This window comes from Komagataeibacter sucrofermentans DSM 15973, from assembly GCF_040581405.1.
GTDB lineage: Bacteria > Pseudomonadota > Alphaproteobacteria > Acetobacterales > Acetobacteraceae > Komagataeibacter > Komagataeibacter sucrofermentans.
Genome location: NZ_CP137158.1, coordinates 159,612 through 182,302, shown reverse-complemented (window position 1 = coordinate 182,302; position 22,691 = coordinate 159,612). Strand labels below are relative to the sequence as shown.

18 protein-coding genes, 1 pseudogene and 1 other annotated feature are annotated in these 22,691 nt (G+C 60.0%); of the genes and pseudogenes, 11 read left to right on the top strand and 8 right to left on the bottom strand.

Annotated features, from left to right (window positions below):
* The first annotated feature begins 270 nt into the window (after window positions 1-270).
* The 3 genes from R5N89_RS14880 to R5N89_RS14870 all read left to right on the top strand — a co-directional run bounded on the left by R5N89_RS14880 (window position 271) and on the right by R5N89_RS14870 (window position 7,692).
* Window positions 271-5,370, top strand: coding sequence for a lactate dehydrogenase (locus R5N89_RS14880; RefSeq protein ID WP_110570042.1), 5,100 nt, complete (start codon window positions 271-273; stop codon window positions 5,368-5,370).
* Window positions 5,371-5,547: 177 nt separating this feature from the next.
* Window positions 5,548-6,513 carry a ParB/RepB/Spo0J family partition protein gene (locus tag R5N89_RS14875; RefSeq protein WP_244192282.1) on the top strand — a complete coding sequence of 322 codons (966 nt, stop codon included), beginning with the start codon at window positions 5,548-5,550 and terminating at the stop codon, window positions 6,511-6,513.
* Window positions 6,482-7,692 (top strand): IS3 family transposase gene (locus R5N89_RS14870; RefSeq protein WP_110570043.1). Its coding sequence is split into 2 segments (ribosomal slippage): window positions 6,482-6,767 and window positions 6,767-7,692, totalling 1,212 coding nucleotides; the frame shifts between segments, so codons are not numbered across the junction. Before R5N89_RS14875 ends, R5N89_RS14870 begins: the two co-directional genes overlap by 32 nt.
* Window positions 6,760-6,876: a sequence feature (AL1L pseudoknot), on the top strand. Its footprint overlaps the gene before it by 117 nt.
* A gap of 296 nt (window positions 7,693-7,988) precedes the next feature.
* Here R5N89_RS14870 and R5N89_RS14865 read toward each other — a convergent pair.
* A complete protein-coding gene (locus tag R5N89_RS14865; protein WP_110560942.1) occupies window positions 7,989-8,876 on the bottom strand; it encodes an SDR family oxidoreductase in 888 nt (295 codons plus the stop codon).
* Window positions 8,877-8,970: 94 nt separating this feature from the next.
* On the opposite strand from R5N89_RS14865, the gene R5N89_RS14860 reads away from it, so the two are divergent.
* Window positions 8,971-9,822 (top strand): helix-turn-helix transcriptional regulator, encoded by an 852-nt coding sequence (locus tag R5N89_RS14860; RefSeq protein WP_110560941.1) that lies wholly within the window; start codon window positions 8,971-8,973, stop codon window positions 9,820-9,822.
* Between the two features lie 176 nt (window positions 9,823-9,998).
* Here R5N89_RS14860 and R5N89_RS14855 read toward each other — a convergent pair whose 3' ends face one another.
* Entirely contained in the window at window positions 9,999-10,094 is a 96-nt protein-coding gene (locus R5N89_RS14855; RefSeq protein ID WP_254058052.1) for a hypothetical protein, read from the bottom strand.
* 127 nt (window positions 10,095-10,221) lie between these two features.
* On the opposite strand from R5N89_RS14855, the gene R5N89_RS14850 reads away from it, so the two are divergent.
* Entirely contained in the window at window positions 10,222-10,392 is a 171-nt protein-coding gene (locus R5N89_RS14850; RefSeq protein WP_208624725.1) for a hypothetical protein, read from the top strand.
* A gap of 201 nt (window positions 10,393-10,593) precedes the next feature.
* On the opposite strand, the gene R5N89_RS14845 is transcribed toward R5N89_RS14850, so the two are convergent.
* Window positions 10,594-11,394, bottom strand: a complete 801-nt coding sequence (locus tag R5N89_RS14845) for a helix-turn-helix domain-containing protein (protein WP_239019527.1) — start codon at window positions 11,392-11,394, stop codon at window positions 10,594-10,596.
* Window positions 11,395-11,415: 21 nt separating this feature from the next.
* Here R5N89_RS14845 and R5N89_RS14840 point away from each other — a divergent pair, with 21 nt between their 5' ends.
* On the top strand, window positions 11,416-11,865 hold the full coding sequence (locus R5N89_RS14840) for an MFS transporter (RefSeq protein ID WP_354680724.1): 450 nt from the start codon (window positions 11,416-11,418) through the stop codon (window positions 11,863-11,865).
* On the opposite strand, the pseudogene R5N89_RS14835 reads toward R5N89_RS14840, so the two are convergent.
* Window positions 11,791-12,147: pseudogene (locus R5N89_RS14835) on the bottom strand (IS3 family transposase); the annotation flags it as partial. The gene R5N89_RS14840 and the pseudogene R5N89_RS14835 overlap by 75 nt on opposite strands.
* A gap of 169 nt (window positions 12,148-12,316) precedes the next feature.
* Entirely contained in the window at window positions 12,317-13,243 is a 927-nt protein-coding gene (locus tag R5N89_RS14830; protein WP_110570044.1) for a LysR substrate-binding domain-containing protein, read from the bottom strand.
* Window positions 13,244-13,364: 121 nt separating this feature from the next.
* Between R5N89_RS14830 and betC the strand changes: the two genes are divergently transcribed.
* The 3 genes from betC to R5N89_RS14815 all read left to right on the top strand — a co-directional run bounded on the left by betC (window position 13,365) and on the right by R5N89_RS14815 (window position 18,557).
* Window positions 13,365-14,897, top strand: coding sequence for a choline-sulfatase (gene betC / locus R5N89_RS14825; protein WP_110560939.1), 1,533 nt, complete (start codon window positions 13,365-13,367; stop codon window positions 14,895-14,897).
* A gap of 10 nt (window positions 14,898-14,907) precedes the next feature.
* Window positions 14,908-17,310 carry a TonB-dependent receptor gene (locus tag R5N89_RS14820; RefSeq protein WP_010510938.1) on the top strand — a complete coding sequence of 801 codons (2,403 nt, stop codon included), beginning with the start codon at window positions 14,908-14,910 and terminating at the stop codon, window positions 17,308-17,310.
* Window positions 17,311-17,735: 425 nt separating this feature from the next.
* Window positions 17,736-18,557, top strand: coding sequence for a hypothetical protein (locus R5N89_RS14815; protein WP_146220230.1), 822 nt, complete (start codon window positions 17,736-17,738; stop codon window positions 18,555-18,557).
* Here R5N89_RS14815 and R5N89_RS14810 read toward each other — a convergent pair.
* Both R5N89_RS14810 and R5N89_RS14805 read right to left on the bottom strand, forming a co-directional pair.
* The gene (locus R5N89_RS14810) at window positions 18,554-19,168 is read right to left on the bottom strand and encodes a hydroxyethylthiazole kinase (RefSeq protein WP_110570046.1); all 615 of its coding nucleotides are present in this window, start codon (window positions 19,166-19,168) and stop codon (window positions 18,554-18,556) included. The two genes, R5N89_RS14815 and R5N89_RS14810, sit on opposite strands and share 4 nt — an antisense overlap.
* A gap of 446 nt (window positions 19,169-19,614) precedes the next feature.
* Window positions 19,615-19,947 (bottom strand): recombinase family protein, encoded by a 333-nt coding sequence (locus tag R5N89_RS14805; protein ID WP_010511770.1) that lies wholly within the window; start codon window positions 19,945-19,947, stop codon window positions 19,615-19,617.
* A gap of 272 nt (window positions 19,948-20,219) precedes the next feature.
* On the opposite strand from R5N89_RS14805, the gene vapB reads away from it, so the two are divergent.
* Window positions 20,220-20,444: a type II toxin-antitoxin system VapB family antitoxin gene (gene vapB / locus R5N89_RS14800; protein ID WP_010511771.1), complete on the top strand. Its 225-nt coding sequence runs from the start codon at window positions 20,220-20,222 to the stop codon at window positions 20,442-20,444.
* Window positions 20,445-20,855, top strand: coding sequence for a tRNA(fMet)-specific endonuclease VapC (gene vapC, locus R5N89_RS14795; protein ID WP_010511772.1), 411 nt, complete (start codon window positions 20,445-20,447; stop codon window positions 20,853-20,855).
* A gap of 60 nt (window positions 20,856-20,915) precedes the next feature.
* Here the strand turns inward: vapC and R5N89_RS14790 are convergent, their stop codons facing one another.
* Window positions 20,916-22,691, bottom strand: coding sequence for a recombinase family protein (locus R5N89_RS14790; RefSeq protein WP_110570047.1), 1,776 nt, complete (start codon window positions 22,689-22,691; stop codon window positions 20,916-20,918).

The window sequence follows — 22,691 nt, the reverse complement described above, 5'->3', positions numbered from 1 at the left end:
GATTGGCACCAGATCGACCAGCACGCCGCAAGGGGTAGCTCCTCCCCGTGCTCGGCGTCTGCGTCGCCTGCGCGCGGGTCCGGTGCTGCCGCTACGCGGCACCCTTGCCCCGCACTGCCCGACCCGGTTGCAATGAGAGCTGAAGGAAAGAGTAATCAGGCAACACAACCTGATTAGCACGCCCGTTCCTGACATCCCGAAAACCTGACCCGGAAACATCCCGGCCTGCAGAAGCAGCGCCGGGTGCCGGCGTTTGTACGGAGCACGGCCATGTCGTTCCAGCTCAACCTCTTCGGCACAACCGCTCTCGCAGATACCCAGAACGACCTTTTCTGGGGCGAACTTGAAGGCGAAGACGGCACGTCCCCCGTCCCGCCCGCCACACCGACCGCGATGGTCCTTCCCAAGATCGACTTTCATATGGTGGCCGACCGAGGCCTCGCTGACACCTGGAAACAGCGGGCCCGTGACAACGCGCTGGCAATCGCGCTGCTCAAGGAGATCGAAGAAGCAGACCGAAACGCCTCGTCCCCCGAACAGATCGTCCTGTCACGCTTCATCGGCTTTGGGGCAGGAGAACTGGCGAACAACCTGTTTCCATCCGGAAGCGATGGCGCCCGCCCAGGCTGGGAAGAGATTGGCGAAGCGATCCATGCCTCCACAACAGACGTTGAAAGGGCAGGACTGAAGCGCGCGACACAATATGCGCACTTTACCCCTGAACTGATCGTGCACGCGCTCTGGAACAAAGTGCTGCAGATGGGCTTCAGGGGCGGTTCCGTGCTTGAACCCGGCTGTGGGACCGGTCTTTTCATCGCGGCCCGGCCAGAAAGGCTCGATGGACGCATCGCCTTTACCGGGATAGAGAATGATCCGATTACGGCAAGGATTGCGCGCAGGCTCTATCCGAACCAGTGGATCCGCAGCGAGGATTTCACGACAGTGAAGCTCGCAGACGGGTATGACCTTGCGATCGGTAATCCACCCTTTTCCAATCGCACCGTACGTGGCCCGGAAGGTCTGGGACGGCTTGGCCTGAGCCTGCATGACTTTTTCATCGCCCGATCCATCGAGGCACTCCGCCCGGGCGGCATCGCAATCTTCGTGACGTCCCGCCATACGCTGGACAAGACGGACAGCACCGCGCGCCGGACCATCGCCGAGATGGCTGACCTCATGGGGGCGGTCCGGCTCCCCGCCGGGGCAATGCGCGATGACGCCGGCACGGACGTGGTGGTGGACGTACTGGTGTTACGCAAGCGCATGATCGGCGACATGGCCGATGATGAGACCTGGCTCGAAGTCAGCGCCCTTGCGGATAGCGACCAGGGCAATGGCCCGCTCCTTATCAATCGCTATTTCCTCGACCATCCGGAGCAGGTGCTTGGCCGTCACGGCTGGACCACCACCCAGTTCGGTCCCGATTACACATGCGACGCTCCTGCCGATGGCAGACTCGATGTGATGTTGTCCGAGGCCCTGGACCGGATCGGGCAGGACGTGCGCTTTCCGGAACCCCTGGACCAGCGCATTGTCCGGCCGGCGGGATCCGGTGTGCTGGTCGGCACGGCTGCCGATGGCGCCCAACTGAAAGAGGGCTCCTACTTCGTCACGAAAGGCGTCCTGCAACAGATCTGCGACGGACAGGCCACCACTGTCGCCATCAGGAAGGGGGAGCAGAAGGATGGCCTCTTCCAGAAGCATGCCCGGATCATTGCCGCGCTGATACCCGTCCGGGATGCGGCACGCGCGGTGCTGCGGGCGCAGATGGAGAACCTGCCCTATGGACGCCTGCAGGGTGAGCTGAAGCGTGCCTATTTCAGCTTTGTCCGACAGTTCGGCCCGATCAACCTGATGAATGTGACAGTCAGGATCGATCCGGAAACCGGGGTCGAAAACGAAACCCAGCGGCGACCGAACCTCACGCCATTCTACGATGATCCCGACGTCTGGCTGGTCTCGTCCATCGAGGAATACGACGAGGCGACACAGAAAGGCCGGATGGGACCGATTTTCTCGGAACGGGTCATTCATGCGCCTGTCGAACCCGAGATCCATTCCGCCCACGACGCCCTGGCCGTCTGCCTGCATGAAACAGGCGGCGTGGAAATGCCGCGGATCGCGGAACTCATGGGACAGTCCGAAGCTGAGGTCGCGGCCGCACTGGGGGATGCGGTCTATCTCGATCCGGGACGGAGCATGGACGGTCGCAATGTCTGGGTTACGGCTGATGAAATGCTCTCCGGCGCCGTGCGGACCAAGCTGGAAGAGGCACGCGATGCAGCCCGGATCGATGGACGCTACGCCCGGAACGTCACGGCGCTGGAAGCCGTCCAGCCCGCCGATCTGCGCCCATCGGAGATCACCGCGCGCCTTGGCGCTCCGTGGTTGCCGGTCAGCGACATCATCGCCTTTACCGCCGAGGTGCTCGGGGTCGAAACGGTCATCTATCACGCACCCGCGGTCGCCTGCTGGACCGTGGAGAAACGGGCGTTCATGGGCAAGGCCGAGGCTACGTCAGTCTGGGGGACGGAACGGCGACATGCCGGCGAACTGCTGGAAGATGCCCTGACGCAGGCATCGCCAAAAATATGGGATGTCTGGCGTGATGGCGATGGCAATGAGCACCGCGAACTGAACACACAGGAGACCGAAGCCGCAAAGGAAAAACTGGCGGCGATCAGGCGTGCGTTCGAGACATGGGTCTGGCAGGATGGCGATCGGGCCGAGAGGCTGGTCAGGCTGTATAACGACACCTACAACAACCTCGTGGCTCGCGCGTTTGATGGCTCCCATCTGCGCCTGCCCGGCGCAAGCACCACGATCAGCCTGCGCCCGCACCAGAAACGGGTCATTTGGCGGATCATCGCGGCAGGCGGCACGTATATTGCGCACGCGGTCGGCTCCGGAAAGACCTTCTCGATGGTTGCGGCCGTCATGGAGCAGAAGCGGCTTGGGCTGATCAGCAAGGCGATGATCGCCGTCCCCGGTCACTGCCTCGCCCAGATGGCCCGCGAATTCCTCATGCTCTATCCGACTGCGCGGATCCTCGTCGCCGACGAGACGAACTTCGTGAAGGCAAAGCGCCAGCGGTTCCTCGCCCGGGCCGCGACCGGAAACTGGGATGCGATCATCATCACGCATGATGCGTTCCGGTTCATCCCGGTGGAGGGGGATTTCGAACGCCAGATGATCGAGGCGCAGATCGCGTCTTACGAGGAAGTGCTGGAAAGCGTCGACGCGGCCGATCGCCTGTCGCGCAAGCGGGTCGAGAGCATGAAGGAGAAGATGCAGGCGAAGCTGGAAGGCCTTTCCGCTCGAAAGGATGATCTCGTGCATCTTGGAGAGATCGGTATCGACCAGATCCTCGTGGACGAGGCGCAGCAGTTCCGGAAGCTGAGTTTTGCAACCAACCAGTCCGACCTCAAGGGGGTCGATCCGAACGGCTCGCAGCGGGCCTGGGATCTCTTCGTGAAGACGCGCTACCTGGCGGCAAAAAATCCGGAGCGCCCGCTGATCATGGCGTCCGGCTCCCCGATCACCAATACGCTCGCCGAAATGTGGACGGTCAGCCGCTATATGGATCTTGAGGCGCTGCAGAAGCGCTACCTGCACGAATTCGATGCCTGGGCAGCCAATTTCGGCGAAACCCGTACCGAACTGGAACTGCAGCCAAGCGGGCTTTACAAGCCGGTCACGCGCTTCACCGAGTTCGTCAACGTCGCCGACCTCATGGCGATGTATCGCGACTTCGCGGATGTCGTGCAGCACGATGACCTGCGCCAGTACGTGACTCTGCCTGCGATCCGGGGCGGGCGTCGCGAGATTATTGTCGCGCCGACAAACGATAACTTCAGGGCCTACCAGAAGACGCTGGCGGCCCGCATCAACGCCATCGAAGCGCGCCAGGGGCGTCCCCAGAAGGGCGACGACATCCTCCTGTCCGTCATCACGGATGCCCGTCATGCCGCGATCGACCTGCGCTTCGTCGCCCCTCTCGCCGCGAATGATGACACGTCGAAGCTCAACCTGATGATCGGGAACGTGTTCCGGATCTGGCAGGAGACATCGGAAAGCCGTTACAGCGATCCTGAAACCGGTCGGCCGTACGACCTGCCGGGGGCGGTGCAGATGATCTTTTCGGATCTGGGCACCGAGAGCGCGATGGAGACACGCGGTTTTTCCGCCTATACATGGATCCGCGATGAACTGATCCGACTGGGCGTGCCGCGCGCGGAAATCGCGTTCATGCAGCACTACAGGAAGAGTGCGGCGAAGCAGAAGCTGTTCGGTGATCTCAATGCCGGGCGCAAGCGGATCCTGATCGGCTCGACGGCGACCATGGGCACCGGCGTCAACGCCCAGCAGCGCCTCAAGGCCCTGCACCATCTCGACGTGCCGTGGCTGGTCTCCGACATCATCCAGCGCGAGGGTCGCATCGAGCGGCAGGGCAACCAGCACGCGGAAATCGAACTCTACGCCTATGCCCAGCAGGGTTCCGTTGACGCGACCAACTGGCAGCTCCTCGAACGCAAGCAGCGCTTTATTGGCCTTGCGATGTCAGGTGACCGTTCCATCCGCCGGATTGAGGACATTGGCGGGGAAGGGGGGAACCAGTTCGCCATGGCCAAGGCGCTCGCCTCAGGCGATGCCCGGCTGATGCACAAAGCCGGGCTGGAGGCTGATCTTGCGCGGCTCGAGAGACTGGCGGCCGCCCATTATGACGACCAGTTCGCCGTAAAACGTGCCATCGACCGGGCCGAGCGTGAGATTGCGGGCGCGGAGCGCCAGATCCCGCTGATCGAGGCGGATATCGCCAGCCGTCAGCCCACGAAGGGGGATGCGTTCGTATTGCGCAGGGACAAGGGGGACGTCAGCGAACGTGAGAAGGCCGGATCATGGCTCCTGTCCCAGGTCCGCCTGGCGGCGAAGAACGGCGAGGCAGGGGTCTGGAACCTCGGACGCATCGGTGGGTTCGCCGTCATGTGCGAAGCTGGGCCGGGCCGTCGCGTGTACTACGAAAAGCGCGCGGTCGACGTGACGCTGTTTGTGGAAGCGCGCTCGGGTCGCATTGAGATCGCCGTCGAGGACGACACGAAGGGCCTTGGGCTGACCTCGCGCCTCGAACATGCGCTGCTTCGGATCGATGACGCGCTCCGTGACGCAATCCGGATGCGGGAGGAAGCGCAGCACCGCCTGCCATCCTACCGGGCCCGTCTGGGCCTGCCGTTCGCGGAACAGGCGATGCTTGATGAAAAGCGCGCCGAGCTGAAAGCGCTGGAAGACGATCTGGCGGCGACCGCGACCGATGAAGACCCGGCGCATGACGACACCGAGGACAGGGAGAAGGAAGAAGAGGCGGCAGCCTGAGAAGGGCTGCCATCTCCGGCCAGGCGCCGCAAGGGGTGGCGCCTCCCCGTGCTCGGCGTCTGCGCCGCCTGCGCGCGGGTCCGGTGCCGCCGCTGCGCGGCGCCCTTGCCCCGCCAGCCCGGTGCTGGCCGCCAGGGTGCATCAGGAAAGGCGTCCTGAGAACACGGAGGAAAAACCATGGAACTGCGCGAAGTTGATCCAAAAACCCTGCTCGACAACCCCGAAAACCCGCGGAAATCCGCGCCCAACGAGGCGGAAGAGCGCCAGCTGGCGCTGAACGTCAAGGCCGTCGGGATCATCCACCCGCCCCTGGTCCGCGAAACCCCGGGCGGCCTGATGATCGTTGCAGGGCATCGCCGCCGGCGTGCCGCGGTCAAGGCCGGCCTGAAAACCATTCAGGTGACGGTGGCAGGCGATGATGCGGAACTGGACCGGATGCGTGCCGCGTCGGAGAACATGATCCGTCAGCCCATGACCCAGGTTGAACAGTGGCGGGTTGTCGCCAGGCTCCGGGAGGAAAAAAAGTGGAATGACACCGCGATCTGCAAGGCGCTGATGCTCACACCGGTGCAGCTGAAGCAGATCGGCCGCCTGTCTGCCATCCTGCCTGAGATTCTTGCATGGATCGAGGCGGGCAAGGGTCCTGGCAATCGTGAACTGGCGAGCATCGCCCTTGCGTCAACCGCGCTGCAGGAACAGGTCTGGGGCCATTTCGGGTTTCCGGTTGGCTCGTCGCCGCCCGAGGATGTCGAAGCCTGCGAAGATGAGGGCGAGCAACAGCCCGACGGAAATTGGGAACCCGGTGCTGCCATCCCCGATTGGGACCGGATTGCGTCAGCCCTGCGGCAGGACCGTTTTTATGCAATCGAGGCCTCGTTTGATGACGCCATTGCAAAAAGCTGCCGGATCGCCTGGCAGGAAGATCTGTTCGGTGAAGCCGGGAAGGACGGCCGTTATACCGATGACGGCTTCGCCTATGAGAAGGCGCAGCGCCAGTGGCTGGGTCAGAGCACGCCTGAAGACGCATTGATCCTGCAGAGCGACGAGAACGGCGAGCTGAATTGCCCCGGGTTTTGTGGAGACGGAACGACCCGAGAGGTAAGAAGGATTCATGAGCACCAAATCGAAGCGTTTTCCGCCTGAGTTTCGTGAACGTGCAGCCCGCATGGTTCTGGAGGAAGAGAAGAACCATCCTTCGCGGTGGTCCGCGGTGATGATGATAGCGCCAAAGCTGGATATTCATCCTGACACGCTGTCAAAATGGACCCGTCTGCATGAACGTGCCAATGCGCCTGCGGTGAGTGACCTGCCTGATCGAGAGAAGATCAGGCAACTGGAGCGAGAGAACCGCGAATTGCGGCAGGCCAATGAAATCCTGCGTAAGGCGTCGGCATATTTTGCCCAGGCGGAGCTCGACCGCATCTTCAAGCCATGACACGCTTCATTGAGGAGCACCGGCAGACATATGGTGTCGGGTCAATCTGCAGGGTTCTGTCGATTGCACCATCTGCCTATTATGCTTATCGGGCGAGACAGAAAAATCCGTGTGTGCGCAGCCAGAAAGACAAAGAGCAGTGCGATGACATCCGTAGAGTGTGGAATGATAATTTCTGCGTCTATGGAGCGCGCAAGGTCTGGCATCAGCTCAGACGTGAAGGCCTGGATGTCGCCCGCTGCACGGTAGAGCGGCTGATGCGCCGGATGGGGCTGAAAGGCGTCATTCGTGGCAAGGGGGTCAGAACCACACGGCCTGATCCGCAACGTCCGTGTCCGCAGGATCTGGTGCAGCGCCAGTTTCATGCTCCTGCCCCCAACAGACTGTGGGTTTCGGATTTCACGTATGTTTCCACTTGGCAGGGCTTTGTTTATGTGGCCTTCATCATTGACGTCTTTGCACGGGTTATTGTGGGTTGGCGTGTCTCCTCAACGGCTCATACCGACTTCGTACTGGATGCCCTTGAGCAGGCTCTGTGCCAGAGGCAGCCTGAGGGAAAAGTGATCCACCATTCCGACCGCGGCTGTCAATATGTGTCCATTCGCTACACGCAAAGACTGGCTGAAGCGGGGCTCGTTGCTTCTGTCGGCAGTGTTGGGGATTCCTATGATAACGCCTTGGCAGAGACCATTAACGGACTTTACAAAACCGAACTCATCTATCGGCAGGGGCCATGGAAAAACAGGGAAGCTGTTGAACTGGCAACACTTAAATGGGTCGACTGGTTCAATAATCGGCGGCTCCTGTCCTCCATTGGAAACATCCCGCCAGCAGAAGCTGAGGCACGCTTTTATGCACAACAGAAATCACATGCATTAGCCGCTTAAATCAGATAAAAAACGTCTCCACAAAACCCGGGGCAATTCAGAAGCATATTGACGATACCATCGCGGCGCTCTCGATCGGCCTCACCGACGATGAAGTAAAGCGATTGGAGACTCCGTATACGCCGCGCCGGGATGGCCAGGGTTCATCCGACCCAGCCGCGCTCGCCCGGATCCTGGAAACGGTAAGCGGGTTTAAAAAGGACACGCCCGATCTCGTCGAAAGAAAGTAACCCGAACCGCCTGTTATCAGCACCATTCCCGTTTCGGTCATAAACCGTCGTCCTTCTCCGCAGGCATCAGTCCACGACTTTAAGCTGTGCAAGATCGGCAATCAGTCCCGGACCGGTCGGCTCCCATCCCAATACCTGCCGCGTCAGTTCGCTGGAGGCCCGCATGTCGAAGCCTGCGAACATCGCGAAGCGCCCGAAGAAAGTCGGTGCCTCATCCGGCAGGATCGATCGGACCGGCAGGTCCAGGCGACGGCCGAGCGTCTCGACGATATCGCGCATCGCCACGCCCTCTTCGGCAACCGCATGCCAGGCGGTGTCTGTCGCCCCCTTTTCGATAGCCAGTCTGTAAAGACGGGCAACATCGAGCACATGCGCCGCAGGCCAGAGATTGCTCCCATCGCCCACATAGACGCAGGCGCCGTTCTGACGAAACGTCTCGATCAGCGGCGTGATGAGTCCCTGCCTGGCCCGGTCATGGACCTGCGGCAGACGCACCACTGAAGCGCGGATACCCTGCGGAATCAGCGCCAGCGTCGTCTGCTCGGACACGCGCGGGAACGGGAAGTCCGAGGGAATCACATCCTTTTCGGTCGCTAACTGGCCGGGTGGCGCCAGTCCCGCCAGTCCTCCCGTGGCAAGAAACGGCTTGTTGGAGCCGGCAAGCGCGGACCCGATTGCCTCGATGGCGCGACGATCCGTTTCGCAGCTTGCCAGGAAGTTCGACCAGTCATGAATAAACGCAAAGTGAATCACGGCGTCCGAAGCCGCCGCACCCTTTTGCAGACTGTCAAGATCCTCGAGCGCACCGCGCTGCACCTCAGCGCCTATGGCGGCGAGCGATTGAGCCCCCTCATCCGAACGGGCCAGACCAAGTACCTCGTGGCCGGCAGCGATCAGTTCCCTAACGGTCGGCATACCGATAAATCCGGTGGCGCCGGTGACGAATACACGCATGAGCTAAGTCTCCCGTTTTCAGATGAAGACAAATCTCGGTCCATGCCCTATTCTGGTAAAGTAGTGACCTTATCGTATTATAAAGATTAACAGGATGAGCGAGCACCAGCACGTCGAAAAGCGGCTCGGTACCTGGCTGAAAGATCGCCGCGCGAAGCTTGATCCGGCTGCCTTCGGCCTTCCCTCGGAACGCCGCCGCACGCCAGGCCTGCGGCGTGAGGAGGTCGCGCAGCGGGCCAACATCAGCCCGACCTGGTACACTTGGCTGGAACAGGGGCGTGGTGGTGCCCCGTCAGCCGACGTGCTGGATCGGATAGCCCGCGCCCTCATGCTGACCGACGTCGAGCGCGAGCATCTGTTCCTTCTCGGCCTCGGGCGCCCACCCGATGCGCGGTATCGTAAGAACGGCACCGTCACGCCGCGCCTGCAACGCGTGCTAGACGCACTGGATCCCAGCCCGGCGGTGATCCGGACCGCAACCTGGGACGTCCCGGCCTGGAACCGGGCGGCCACCATCATGCTGGGGGATTACAGCGCCCTGCCGCCAGCGGAACGCAACATCCTCAGGATCATCTTCCTCGACCCGCGCTCCCGCGCCATGCAGCCCGACTGGGAAAGCATGGCACGCTATGTGGTGGGTGCTTTTCGGATCGAAACAGCGCGCGCTGGCGCGGCGGACGAGGTCACTCCCCTGGTGACGGAACTCTGCCGGCTCAGCCCCGAATTTCATACGATGTGGCATGAGAACAGCGTCACCGAGGCACCCGTCGATATCGTTAAGCACATCGACCATCCGGTCCTCGGCTCCTTCGCCTTCGAACTTTCGACATTTTCGGTCGATGGCCGGCCAGACCTGACGCTGGTCGTCTACAACCCCGCGACACCGAAGGATGCCGAAAAGCTCAGGGAAGTCATCCTGTCTCACCGTAGCGTAGCAGGTGCGTAGTGGCCTCTGTCCGAATATTTATCGCCTGAAATACCAATTCCAGCCGTTTAGCCGGGAAAACAACATCTGACACCAAAAGTAAGGATATTTACCGACCAGATTTCGTAATCGATCAATACAATGTCGGTGTAGTATACTAATTTACTGAAAGGCTCGATCTCATTTCGTCTGCCTGTTTATAAACCCGGAAACATGCCTCCACCCCCTCTCAGATTAACTCCCGTGATATAAGCAGCAAGCGGGCTTGAGAGAAAGACTGCCGCGTTCGCTATATCTTCCGGTGTTGCAACATGGCCAACAGAAACCAGTGCAAAAATTGGCAGAACGGCAGCCTCGATCTCGGGTCATGGCGTATCTTTCTCCGCCAGTCCCCGTTGGGCTGCTACCTCCTGGAAACGGGTGTCCAATGTCACGCTGTGTATGGTTCACGGAGAAATGGCGTTGACCGTGACGTCGTCAGGAGCCACCGCCTTTGCCATCGAAACCATCATCGCGCTCATGGCAGCTTTACTCGCCGAACAGGTGGGAGACATCGGTGGGATATCACTGCTGCAAGACTGGAAATGTTGACGACACAACCCCATTTTTGCCAGCCTAATTTATCGATGCAATGGTCGAGCAGAAAACGTGAATGACCGATATCGGGCTTAATGGATCTGCCGTCTTATGACTGTTGAGAGACGAGAGTTGCCGGTCGGACTTATCGCCTCGCGGCCAAATGTCCTCGACGAAGAACAAAATCTTTCGTTCTTAAACAGACTGATAATCAGATCATTCAACCTGATCACGAAATCGACCAGGTGGACTGCCGAGAGTCTTGCGGAATGCAAATGAAAACGCGGATGCCGTGGAATAACCAAGAGTATGTGCGACCTCTCCAACTGGCAGGCCTGATGCCAGCATGCCAACGGCGGCCTGCATCTGTACCTGTCGGCGATAGTGACTGAAGCTTATACCAACCTCAGCTTCAAACAACCGGGCCAGCGTCCGACTGCTGGCCCCAGCCACATCCTGCCATTCGGACAGTGAGCGGCCATCCGCCGGAGAGGCCATCAGCGCATCCGTGACACGCCGCAGCCGTGCATCCGAAGGACGCGGTACACCCAGAGGTTCGGAGTGTGCCAACGCGATCTGGTCCAGCAGCACCGCCACCATGCGCGACGCCGGTGAAGGAACGGGATAATCTGCCGGGCATCTGGCAACCGCATCAATCAGTGCCTGCAAAAGCGTTGTAAGGGCGATGATGCGACAGGCTGGCAGAAAATCCCGGCACATCTTCGGCGCAATCAGCACGGCACGCAGCCTGCTTTCCTTGGGGCTGTGAACAGCATGCACCACACCCGGTGGCAGCAGGAGTGCCCGCCCGGGCGGTACCAGCCACTGGTTATCTTCGGTCGTGACGCGGATTACGCCATGCGTGGTCGCCAGAAGCTGCCCGAGGTCAGTGTGACAATGAGGTTCGACATCCGCAGCTTCCACATGATGCTCCGCATGCACGCGCACTGGACGTAGCTCTGTGGGCGGTGTGCGATCAGCAAGACTGCTGGCCTGCAGGGATCGGGATTGCTTCATCTGGCATATCCTCGATAGTCTATGGCATTCTGTCGAGCGCTTGATAAAAAATCAGCATGTATAGCAGAGGGCATGACACGTTCCGCCAAAACGCTTCTGCCCTGGCTGATGATCTTCGGTGCCGGTATCTGCCTGCGTACCGGAATTGCGTCCCTCTCTCCCATCCTCGACCGGATCGAACGAACTCTTGCCATCTCCAACGCAGAACTGGGCTTGCTGACCACACTTCCTGTCCTGTGCATGGGCGGCCTGTCTCCGCTTGGGCATATGCTGGAACGGCGACTTGGCCTGAAACGCTCCATGATAATGGCATTGGCGCTTCTGACGATCGTCCTGCTCCTTCGCCTTGATGGTGGCAGCTATGGACTGCTGCTTTTCACGGCCGTCGGCGTGGGCGTAGCCGAACCGGCGTCGTTCGCCCGCAAGATCGCGCAGCCGACCACGTGCCTCGGCATCATCTGGGCGGCGTGACGCATAGCGCCACGTCTTCGGGTCCATGCCGATCAGGCGGCAAGCCCACCGCTGCGAGTAATCCCGTTCGGTCATCGCCCAGGTCACGGCCTCCCGCCGCAAACCGGGCGTCACGAGTTTTTTGTCAGCAGGTCCTTCAGCGTCGAGATGTCCATCACGCTCTCCGCCAGGAGCCGCTTCAGCTTCGCGTTCTCTTCTTCAGGAGCCTTGAGCCGTCGCGCCCGCCTAATGCTCCTTCAGGATCCCAATGATCTGGTCCTGCGTGAAACGTGATCTTTTCATCGTCTGTCTCCAGTGGACAGACCTTACTTCAAATCGAGGGCATTTCAGGGGGCTGGGTCAATCGGCCATAGGGTTTATTCTCCGGTAAACCCGGGGCAGTTCAGTTTCTGGAAGAAGCCGAGCTGGACTATTCCATCAGTCCTGGACAGGTTCTTGCCGGACATTCTGGTCAGATATTCATGCGGCTGAGGTTGACAAGCCAGTCACAGAACAGCTCAGCCTGGCTACTACGCGGTGTGCGGGCCGTCAGCACATAGCCCCTGCGGCTTCTGAGTGGTTTCTGCCAGACTTTGACCAGCACGCCGCTTTCCAGACAGGTATCAACCAGCGGCCGCCACCCCAGCGCGATGCCTTCCCCCTGCATGGCAGACTGCAGCAGCAGGGGATAATTGCCAAAAGTCCGGAAACGCGCCGTCTTCTGGCTGCCCCGTGCTGACTGATCCGGGTCCATCCGGGCAAACCAGTCCGTCCATGTAAACCACAGGTTCTCGTGTCCATTCAGGTGCAAAAGATGTGCACGTCCCAGATCAGCCAGTGTCGTGAAAGGGCCATAGGTGCGCGCGTAGGCGGGGCTGCATACCGGATAGACTTCCTCCTCAAACAGCGTAATGCGGTTTTCGCCTGATTTACGGACGGCAGCCTCAAACAGGATGGAGACATCCGCCGTTATCCCCAAGGGGGGCTGGGCCTGCAGCGCTTGGGTTGTCAGGATCTGGATTTTTACGCCCGGACAGATTTTTTCAAAATCCGGCAGGCGGGAAATCAGCCAGTTGGCGGCAAAACCATAATCTGTCAGCACATTCAGGGCCCTATCCCGGCTAACGGCCGTAGCCTGTTCTAGCGCGGTCCTGATGGTGGCCCGTGCTTCCGACGCCGCGGCGACCAGCGTGCGGCCAGCCTCATTCAGCGCAACCCCGCGATGCCTGCGCATGAACAGCGGCATACCGACGACACGTTCGATATGGCCAATCTGCTGACTGACGGCGGGCTGGGTCATGCCCAGTTCGGCCGCAGCAGCGCTGAAACTGCCCAGACGGCCTGCCGCTTCGAGCACCCGCGCATTGCCCATCAGATAATCAACCGTGTAATCCGTCATAATTATTAATTATACAATATATAAGAACAAAACAACATCACAAATCACATTTAATGTCGCATATTAAGTCCATAACACAAACCACTATATTAGTTCGTTGTATATTCGTGAGAAGAGAACCATGCCCGAGCAGCAGCCCAACCGTCCCAATTTCCTTGTAGTGCTGGCAGATCAGTTAACGGCGGCGCTGCTGCCCGCAGTTCTGGGCGGTCGCGATCCATCGCCCGTCATCGTCCCCAACCTGACGGATCTGGCAGGGCAGGGCGTGGTGTTTGGTAACGCTTATACCAACAGCCCGTTATGCGGTCCGTCGCGGGCCGCGCTCATGAGCGGCCTCCTGCCCACCATAAGCGGCGTATATGACAATGCCTGTGAATGGCACGCCGATACCCCGACATTCGGCCACCGGCTACGACTTGCAGGGTACCGGACCATCCTTTCGGGCAAGATGCATTTTGTCGGGCCGGACCAGTTGCACGGGTTTGAGGAACGCCTGACAACCGACATCTACCCTGCCGATTTCAGCTGGGTGCCTGACTGGCTGCACCCGGAAATCCGGCCTGACTGGTACCATTCCATGGATTCAGTTCATCAGGCCGGTCCGGTCGTACGCAGCAACCAGATCGATTATGACGAGGAAGTCGCCTTCGCCACCCGCCGCAAGCTGTATGATCTGGCCCGTACGCGCGATGGGCGACCGTTCTGTATGCTGGTCTCCTTCACCCATCCACATGACCCGTTCAATATCGGGCAGGAATGGTGGGACCGGTATGCTGATGTCCCCATTCCGTCGCCTCAGGTGGACCTTGCACAGGATCCTCATCCCGCCGTTATCCGCATACGTGAGGCGTGCGGCATTGCGGCCGACCCAGCGACGCCACAGGCAGCCCTGCGTGCACGGCGGGCCTATTTCGGCGCGATTTCCTATATCGACCATCAGGTAGGACGGCTGCGCGCGGTGCTGCAGGAAACGGGGCTGGACCGCAACACGGTGATTGTATTCACCAGTGATCATGGTGAAATGCTGGGCGAGCACGGTCTGTGGTACAAGATGTCGTTTCATGAAGGGGCGTCGCGCGTGCCGCTGATATTCAGCGGCCTGGATTTTTTCCGTCCCCGCATCGTACGCGATGCGGTCTCGCTGGTGGATGTGGGAGAGACGCTGTGCACACTGGCGGGAGCGCCACCTGCACCCCGCACCGATGGCCGCAGCCTTGTTCCCCATCTGAATGGATTAGGCGGCCATGATGGCGTGTTTGGCGAATATTGCGGGGAAGGCACGACAGCGCCCGTGAGCATGATTCGCCGCGGGCAATGGAAGTTCATCCATACCCCCGGCGAACCCGACCAGCTTTTCGACCTGAACGATGATCCGGATGAAACCCGCAATCTGAATGGCAGCAATGCTGCGGTAGCCATACTGGCGGCCTTCAGGGAAGAAACGCACAAGAAATGGGATTATGCCCGCATTACCCGCGATGTCATTGCCAGCCAGAAACGGCGGCAACTGGTCAGCCGCGCGCTGGCGATGGGGACCTGTACGCACTGGGACTACCAGCCCCTGCCTAATGCCCACAACGCATACATCCGTAATCACAAGCCTCTAGAAACGCTTGAGGCTGAAGCGCGCCTTTATCCTCCCAGCGTCCGGTGAGACATTCGCCATGAACCGTATTCCCACCCTGTCGTATGTGACGACATTCGCCTTCGCCCTTTCGGTTGGCACGCTGCTCTGCGTCTGTGCATCCTTTGCGGCAGACCTGACCGATACCCAACCCGCCGCAAAACGGGCAAAATCGCCGCGCCATGCTCCCGCAACGACGATGGCCAGCGGCAGACCGGCAAGGAAAGACGCAGGCGGCGTGGAGGAAATAACCGTCCGCTCCACGCGGCGGACCCAGCGATCAAGCACCATTCCTGCCTCCATCGTCGCCCTGTCCGGCAACACATTGCAGACTACGGGCGTGCGGGATGCCCTGACCCTGGCCCATGACGTACCGGGGCTTATGGCCGAAACCACATCAGGCTCCGCCAATCCGCGCTATCGTCTGCGCGGTATCGGCACGAATGACTTCTCGGCCAACATGACCACGGCGGTCGGCGTGTCGGAAGATGACGTGTTTCTGGACAGTGGGGCCTCGCAGGGGGTACCGATCTATGATCTGGACCATGTCGAGGTATTCCGTGGCCCGCAGGGCACATTGCAGGGCAAGAATACCACAGCGGGCACCGTCAATTACTATACCAAACGACCCACCAATCATCTGGACGGCTACGTGCGGGGCACGGCTGGCAATTATGGGCGGCTGGGGGAGGAAGGGGCGATTGGCGGCCCTATTGTCAAGGATCGCCTGATGGCGCGCTTTGCCATCACCAACCAGGATTTTTCCGGCCAATACCATGATAGTTACCGGAAGGAAGATGCCAACGGTTACCAGTATTACGACATGCGTGGCGAGATACTGGCCAAGCCCACTGATAATCTGAGCATACTCGTCAAAGGTCATATCGGGCGCAACAAGACCGATGTGGAACTGGACCATGTGGGCCTGCTGGCCGGGGGAAAGGATGATCAGGGCTATGCCCAGACATCGGCCCGCAACCTGCAGAACAATGGCCGGAGTGACGCGACAACGCGCCGGTCGGGGCTGTCGGTCAATGCGCAGTACGCCTTTGCCCATGGCTGGACACTGACGGATATTTTCGGGCTGGAATGGAATCACTTCAATGTCTTTTCCGACGATGACGCCAGTCCTGCCCCGATCGACTATCAGGAAAACATCGGCGGCGTCGCGCGTGTGCTAAGCAATGAAATCCGCGTCGCATCGCCCCAGAGCAAAAAGATACGCTACATCGGCGGTGTCTATTACATGCGCAACCTGACCCAGTCCTACAGCCAGCAGCCACTCTACAGCCCGGTTGATTTTGGCGCGGGCGGCAACGCGTCCAGTTTCAATATCAACACGCAGGATGCAGCCGTATTTTCCGCCATTTCGGTTGACCTGATGCCCAGGCTGACGCTGGATGTCGGCGCGCGTTTCACATCGGAAACCCGTCAGGCCAATGGCGAGGCGTGGGCCTATGCCACGCAGGCTGGCAACCCCTATAATACATCCGACCGGGTGCTGACCTACATCAACACCAATACGAACACCTATATCGATCCCGCGACAGGCAGCGCCATCAGCGGGCCGACGCTGAAAAAGACGTTCAACAGGGACAGTGAGGACGCCAGCCTTAAATACCGCTTCAACAGCAACATCATGGGCTATCTGCGCTATGCGCGGGGGTTCCGTACTGGCAATTACAATACCTATGTCGCCACGGCGTCTGATTTTAGCCTGTATAACCCGGAAACGCTGACAGATTACGAAGGTGGAGTCAAAGCCCGGCTATGGAAGGGACGCGCCCAGATCAACCTGAGCGGCTTCCATTACGACTACGACAACATGCAGGTCACGATCCTGCAAAATACCGGTACGCACACCACCAATGCCGCCAGCGCCGTATCCAACGGCTTCGAGTTCGAGGGGCAGGTACGACCGCTGGACAATTTTCTCGCGACATTTGGTGTAACCTATCAGGACGCCCATTACACCAGCTTTACCAATGCCAGCGCGCCCACGCCGTTCAATGGCGGCAATCCGGTCAATCTGTCCGGACAACCGCTGGAGCGCGCGCCGCGTGTCACCGCCAATCTGCTGCTTAGTTACACATTGCCCGTCTCATTCGGTGACTTCGCCTTCCAGACAGACTGGCGTTACACCAGCCGTTACCGTTTTCAGGCATGGTCAGACGTCACGCCCACCACACCGGGTGCGCTGCTTTCATCCGCGCAGGCGCAGGCTCTTGTCCGCAACGCTTTTTCACAGAAACCTGTCCTTATGGGCAATGTACGCGTAGCCTGGCATTCGCTGGACAAGAAAACTGAAGTGGCCTTCTGGATGCATAACATCACCAATCAATTGACGTATACTAATGCATTTGGGGAATTTTTCAACGGCAATATCAGCCGCTATCCCGGTGAACTGCGCAGCTTTGGCTTTGAGGTCTTCCGTTCCCTATGACCAGTACCAACGAACTTCGCGCACCAGCGGGGACTGCCGGACGATGGGAATGGGTGGGTATCAGCGCCGCTGACTGCGCGGCCCATAGCATGAACTCGCTTGGACCGTTCGCGGTCAGTGCGCTCATGACCGACCTACACCTCAACACTTTTCAGGCAGGAATTTGGAGCACGGTCGAAATGGTGGCCTATGCCGGGGCCATGTTCGGTATCTCGCCATGGGCTGCGGGTCTACACCTGCGCCGGGTGGCACTGGTGGCGGGTATCATGGTCGTCATGGCTCAAGGTGCTTCTGCCATTGTGGCCAGCTATGGTATACTACTGGCATTGCGCCTGCTGGCCGGGACGGGACTGGGCATGCTAAATGCTGTGGTCAATATCGGCTCAGCCCGGTCGCATGCGCCCGTACGCAGGCTGTCGCTAGTCATGATCGTGCAGACCGTGGTGTTCACCATCGCCAGCCTGCTTCTGCCGCAGGCGGCGGCACTCGGGGGTAGGACAGGGGTATTCGGCTTTCTGGCGCTGCTGGTCGTTTTCCTCCTACCCCTTATGGGGTTTACGACCTCCCGATCGAGCATACCCCGGTCTCATCGTGTTTCCATAACCCGGTCAGGCGAACGGTCGTGTGTTCATTCCCGGTTCATCATTGCCGCCGTTGTTTTCTATACCAGTGGCAGTCTGGCCATATGGCCATTTTCCGCCCATGTGGGGCATCTGGCTGGATTGACGAATACGGCGTTTGGCTGGCTTGCGGCGGTTGCCAATATAGGTGGCCTTGCAATGTGTATCGCAGGCTCGCTGCTGGGGGATGGCAGGGCAGCCTTCCGTCTGCTGGCGCCCGCCGTCCTCCTGACCGCGCTGGCTTGCGTCGTGCAGGCCGTTCCATGGAGCATTTCCGCCTTCTGCACGGCGTTCCTGCTTAATTATGCATTGTGGTTTTTCATTTATCCCAATCTGATCGGCATCGCTTGCCGCATGGATTCGAGCGGCAGGCTGGCGACCCTGTGCAGTGGGGCGTGGATGATATCACAGGCCAGTGTGACCCCGCTTTCCGGGTTGCTTGGGCGCAATGGGCATTTCCTTGGCGTTGGGTTGCTGGGCATGGGCAACTGTCTGGTCAGCACCCTGCTGGTTGTCGGTCTTTATTTTAGCATGCATGGCAGGATCCGTAATCGCTCCATGTCCCAGCATCGATTGCGTAAAAATAAGCAGGTATATGCACGATCAGGACTAGATACCTATTTTTAGGGATCCTGAGGCAAATAAACCTCGATCACGGAGAGATGATCGATAAACGCGATCGCGAAGCTGACGGTTTCGCGGGCTGCACTGGCTCTATGCGCGGCTTCGGCATACAGCGCATGGGCCGCAGCCACCGCTTCTGGCTTGGATCCCGCGTTGGCAATAACGCCGCTGTAAGCGCCTAGTGCGCCCCGCCCCGGTGACATAAGTGTCAGGCGAGCGTCTCCCCCGGAAAGGGTCAGAGTGGTCACACCATCGGTGATATAGTCCACCGGACCGCTGACTGCGGCAATCGTGCTGGTGCGCGCGGCCAGATTCTGAAGAAAAGGTTGGGCTTGATCGGATGTCAACGTGGTACCGATACCGCGCCCGCTACCTGTGCCGTCGGCCAGGGCGATCAGTTCCGAAGCATTATCCCGGATCGCGGTCGGACGGAACGTCAGAAAATCCCACACGACCTGATCGTGGGCTGGCGCGCCGGTCCCGACCGCTAGCAGGAGGTTGGCCGACAGGGTGGCGGCGATGTAATTCGTGATGCCGTAGCAGAACGGCCTGCGTGCTTTGAAGCACACGAATTCCTCACGTACGCTCAGGGATGTCCAAGAACGCGCATCCATTACGATCCTTTCTGTTTCACCAGGCCATACCGGCGAGCATTGGCCGGTTCATAGCCTATCGGTTAGCTGAGGCATGCCACTGGGCACGCGGGATCGACGGTCCATCCGTTCATCGAATCATCATACAGGCGCCTGAAGGGAAGATGGGTCGCCGCCGTGGCCAGAGCCAGCCCCGCCGCAATACAGAATCGGCATGTAGTCTGATTGACGCGTCCAGAACTATCGTATGGCTTGTGTCTGCCTGCATCCAACCGGCTGTTAATTTTCACTGAGAACTGACCCGGGTAGAAGGGCGGGACGCGGCGTAAATAGGCGTAATCGGAAAAGGGTGAGAGAATGTCGCTTTGCCATGACACCGGCTGCCGGACTGTCGGGATAACGCTTCGCGTTGTGGGGCCGCAGGATGTGGGAGGGATGATGTGAAGAGGCCCGATAGGTAAGGGCGATTAGACGCATGTGCCTTCGGCAATGCTGCGGGCAAGCCTGACGACCAGTGCGTCCCTGCCTTCGCGAAGCGCTTCCAAGGCTGTCTGACCCGCAAGTTCGGGATGAGATTGCGTCAGGAAGCGGTAAATGGTCCATCCGCTATCGCCCAGCGTATCGAAAAGTGCGGGCAGGACAGGGAAGGGCTGTCCCATCGCATTGATCTGCCAGGCCGGATAGCGCGATTTCCGTGGTGAGGCCCCTGGCAGAACGAGGATAGTATGGGCCTGTTCCAGATCACGCAGGTCTGAGATAGTCAGTCCAAGACGGTGGGTAAAAACCTCACCCGTCAGCATGTCCGGACCTGACAGAATGGTGGCTGCCAGGTGGCGCCCCCGCTCTTCTGCCCGAGCGAAAGCGTCGCTCCGCGTTCGTGGCCTGTCTGTCATGACTGCTGTCTTTTTGTCTTTCAGGGAGAGAGGAGAGCGAGACCATCATGGGGCGGGCGGAAGGTCCACTGTATCATCTGGCCCGCTTGTATGCATTCGGTGCGTAAGACCCTAAAAATACGGGACATCAACGTCCAAATAGGATATACATAATATATATCCATAGGGAGGGATATCCGATGCTGACCCGTACGACACTCTTTCTATCCAACCGCTCACAGGCGGTGCGTCTGCCGAAGATGGTTGCCTTCGGGGAGCAGGTGCGTGACGTCGTCATCGTGTCCGAAGGGTCGCGGCGGATCATTGCTCCGGCCGATGCGGCGTGGGATGATTTCTTTGCGGCTCCTGGGGTGGATCTGGGGGAGCGAAACCAGCCGGCCATGCAGGAACGTGAGGCGCTCTGAATGCTGCGTTACTTGCTGGATACGAACCTCTGTATCCGGGTGTTGCGGGATCGGCCACAGGGGTTGCGTCCGAGGTTCAACAGCTGTGCGGAGGAACTCTGCATCTCGGACGTGGTTCTGTATGAGCTGCTTTATGGCGCGGAACGCTCGTCCGATCCCGTAGGCACAAGACGCGACGTTGAGCACTTCGCGGCAAGGCTGGCGGTCCTGCCATTCGACAGTGAAGCGGCTGCCCATACGGCGGACATTCGGGCTGTTCTTGAACGGAATGGCCGTATCATAGGTCCGTATGATCTCATGATTGCCGGGCATGCCCGGAGCAAAGGGCTGATTGTGGTGACCGGCAATCTGCGGGAATTTCAGCGGGTGGAGGGTCTTCGAACGGAGGACTGGCTGACTGACACGGTCTGACCGGCAAGGCTGAGGCGAGACAAAATATTGATTAAAACGACTGTTTATCAATCGACTATGTCATGCAACGAGCCTTTCAACGAACCCGCTGACAAGCAGCAATTTTCTTCGGTTGCAGGCCCCCGCAACCAATGTAGCCTGCTCATTACTGGCAGAGCGCAGTTTTCTTCGGTTGTGGGTCCCCGCAATACCCGATACCGACACTCCCGGAGCCCTGGCTCCGGGAGTGTTCGTGTTTTTGGTCCCCTGACCGCGTGAGGCGGCGAAATCCAGCAGGTTTCCGAGTTCGCCATGGAGCGTGGCGTGCATCTCGCCCCGGCCCTTGCCGGGATGGAGCACGATCTTCTCGATCAGCGCGCGGATGGCCTCGGAGGCATCCTGACGGTCCTCGGGATGGTTCAGGGTTTCCGCCAGCCGTTCGACCTTGTTTTTGAAGATCCCGGCGACGTTGGGATGGATATCGGGCACGTCCTGCGGCTGGGCGGCAAGCATAGCGACCAGTTCATCCTCACGGGCCTCCATTTCGCGCATGCGCTCGACCATGCCGCGCGTATAGCCGCCATCCTCGATCACCTGGAGCATCTGTTTCAGCCCCTTGCGCAGCCTGGTCAGTTCCGTCTGCCAGCCGGCCGTGCTGGCGCGGCGTTCGTGGTTGGCGCGATTGGTTTCTTCCACATAAGCGCGCATCGCCTCGGCGGCGGCTTCCGGCGTCATCAGCCGGTCCTTGAGACCCGACAGCACGCGGTCTTCCAGTTCCGGGCGACGGATCGTGGTCCTGTTGGTGCAGGAGCGGTTGTCCATGTGGGTGGAGCAGGCGAATCGGTCGCCGCCCCGGATCGAGCAGGGACCGCCGCATACCCCACAGAACACCAACCCCGACAGGAGCGATTTTGGACGGCGCTGGCCATTGAGCTTGTTGATCGACGCCCGGATGCCGGCACTGATGTTCACGCTCTTCTCAGCGATCAGCGCCTGCCGGGCACGGACGGCCTGCCAGAGATCATCATCCATGATCCGTAGGTCCGGCACCTCGGTGACGATCCACTCCGATTGCGGATTGAGTCGGGACACGCGCTTGCCGGTCTGCGGGTCTTTCAGGTAGCGCAACCGGTTCCACACCAGCCGGCCGATATAAAGCTCGTTGTTCAGAATGCCGGTGCCACGCAGGGCGTTGCCCCGTAGGGTGGTATTGTTCCATTTGCCGCCCGTGGGGCTGAGGATACCTTCGTCGTTCAGGCGGCCGGCGATGGCAAGCGCGCTGCGTCCGGACGCGAACTCACGGAAGATGCGGCGGACGATTTCCGCCTGTGCGTCGTCAATCTCGCGGTCGCCCCGGATCAGTTCGCCTCGCACGTCCATCTGATGCACGACGCGATAGCCGTAGCACAGGCCGCCGCCGGATTTACCCGCCTCGACCCGGCCGCGCAGGCCGCGATGGGTCTTCAGGGCCAAGTCTTTGAGGAACAACGCGTTCATCGTGCCCTTGAGGCCGACGTGAAGCTCACTGATTTCGCCCTCCGCCAGGGTGACAATAGTGACGCCGGCGAATTGTAGGCGCTTGAACAGGGTGGCGACGTCGGCCTGGTCGCGGGACACGCGATCGAGGGCTTCAGCGAGCACGATGTCGAACTGCCCGGCCTGGGCGTCGCGGAGCAGGGTCTGGATGCCGGGACGCAGGATCATGCTGGCCCCGGAGATGGCCGCGTCGCGATAGTAATCGACCACCTGCCAGCCCTCGCGCGCGGCGCGCTCTTCACAGAGGCGGAACTGGTCCTCGATAGAAGCCGCCCGCTGGTTGTCCGAGGAATAGCGAGCATAGAGTGCGACACGGGTCAT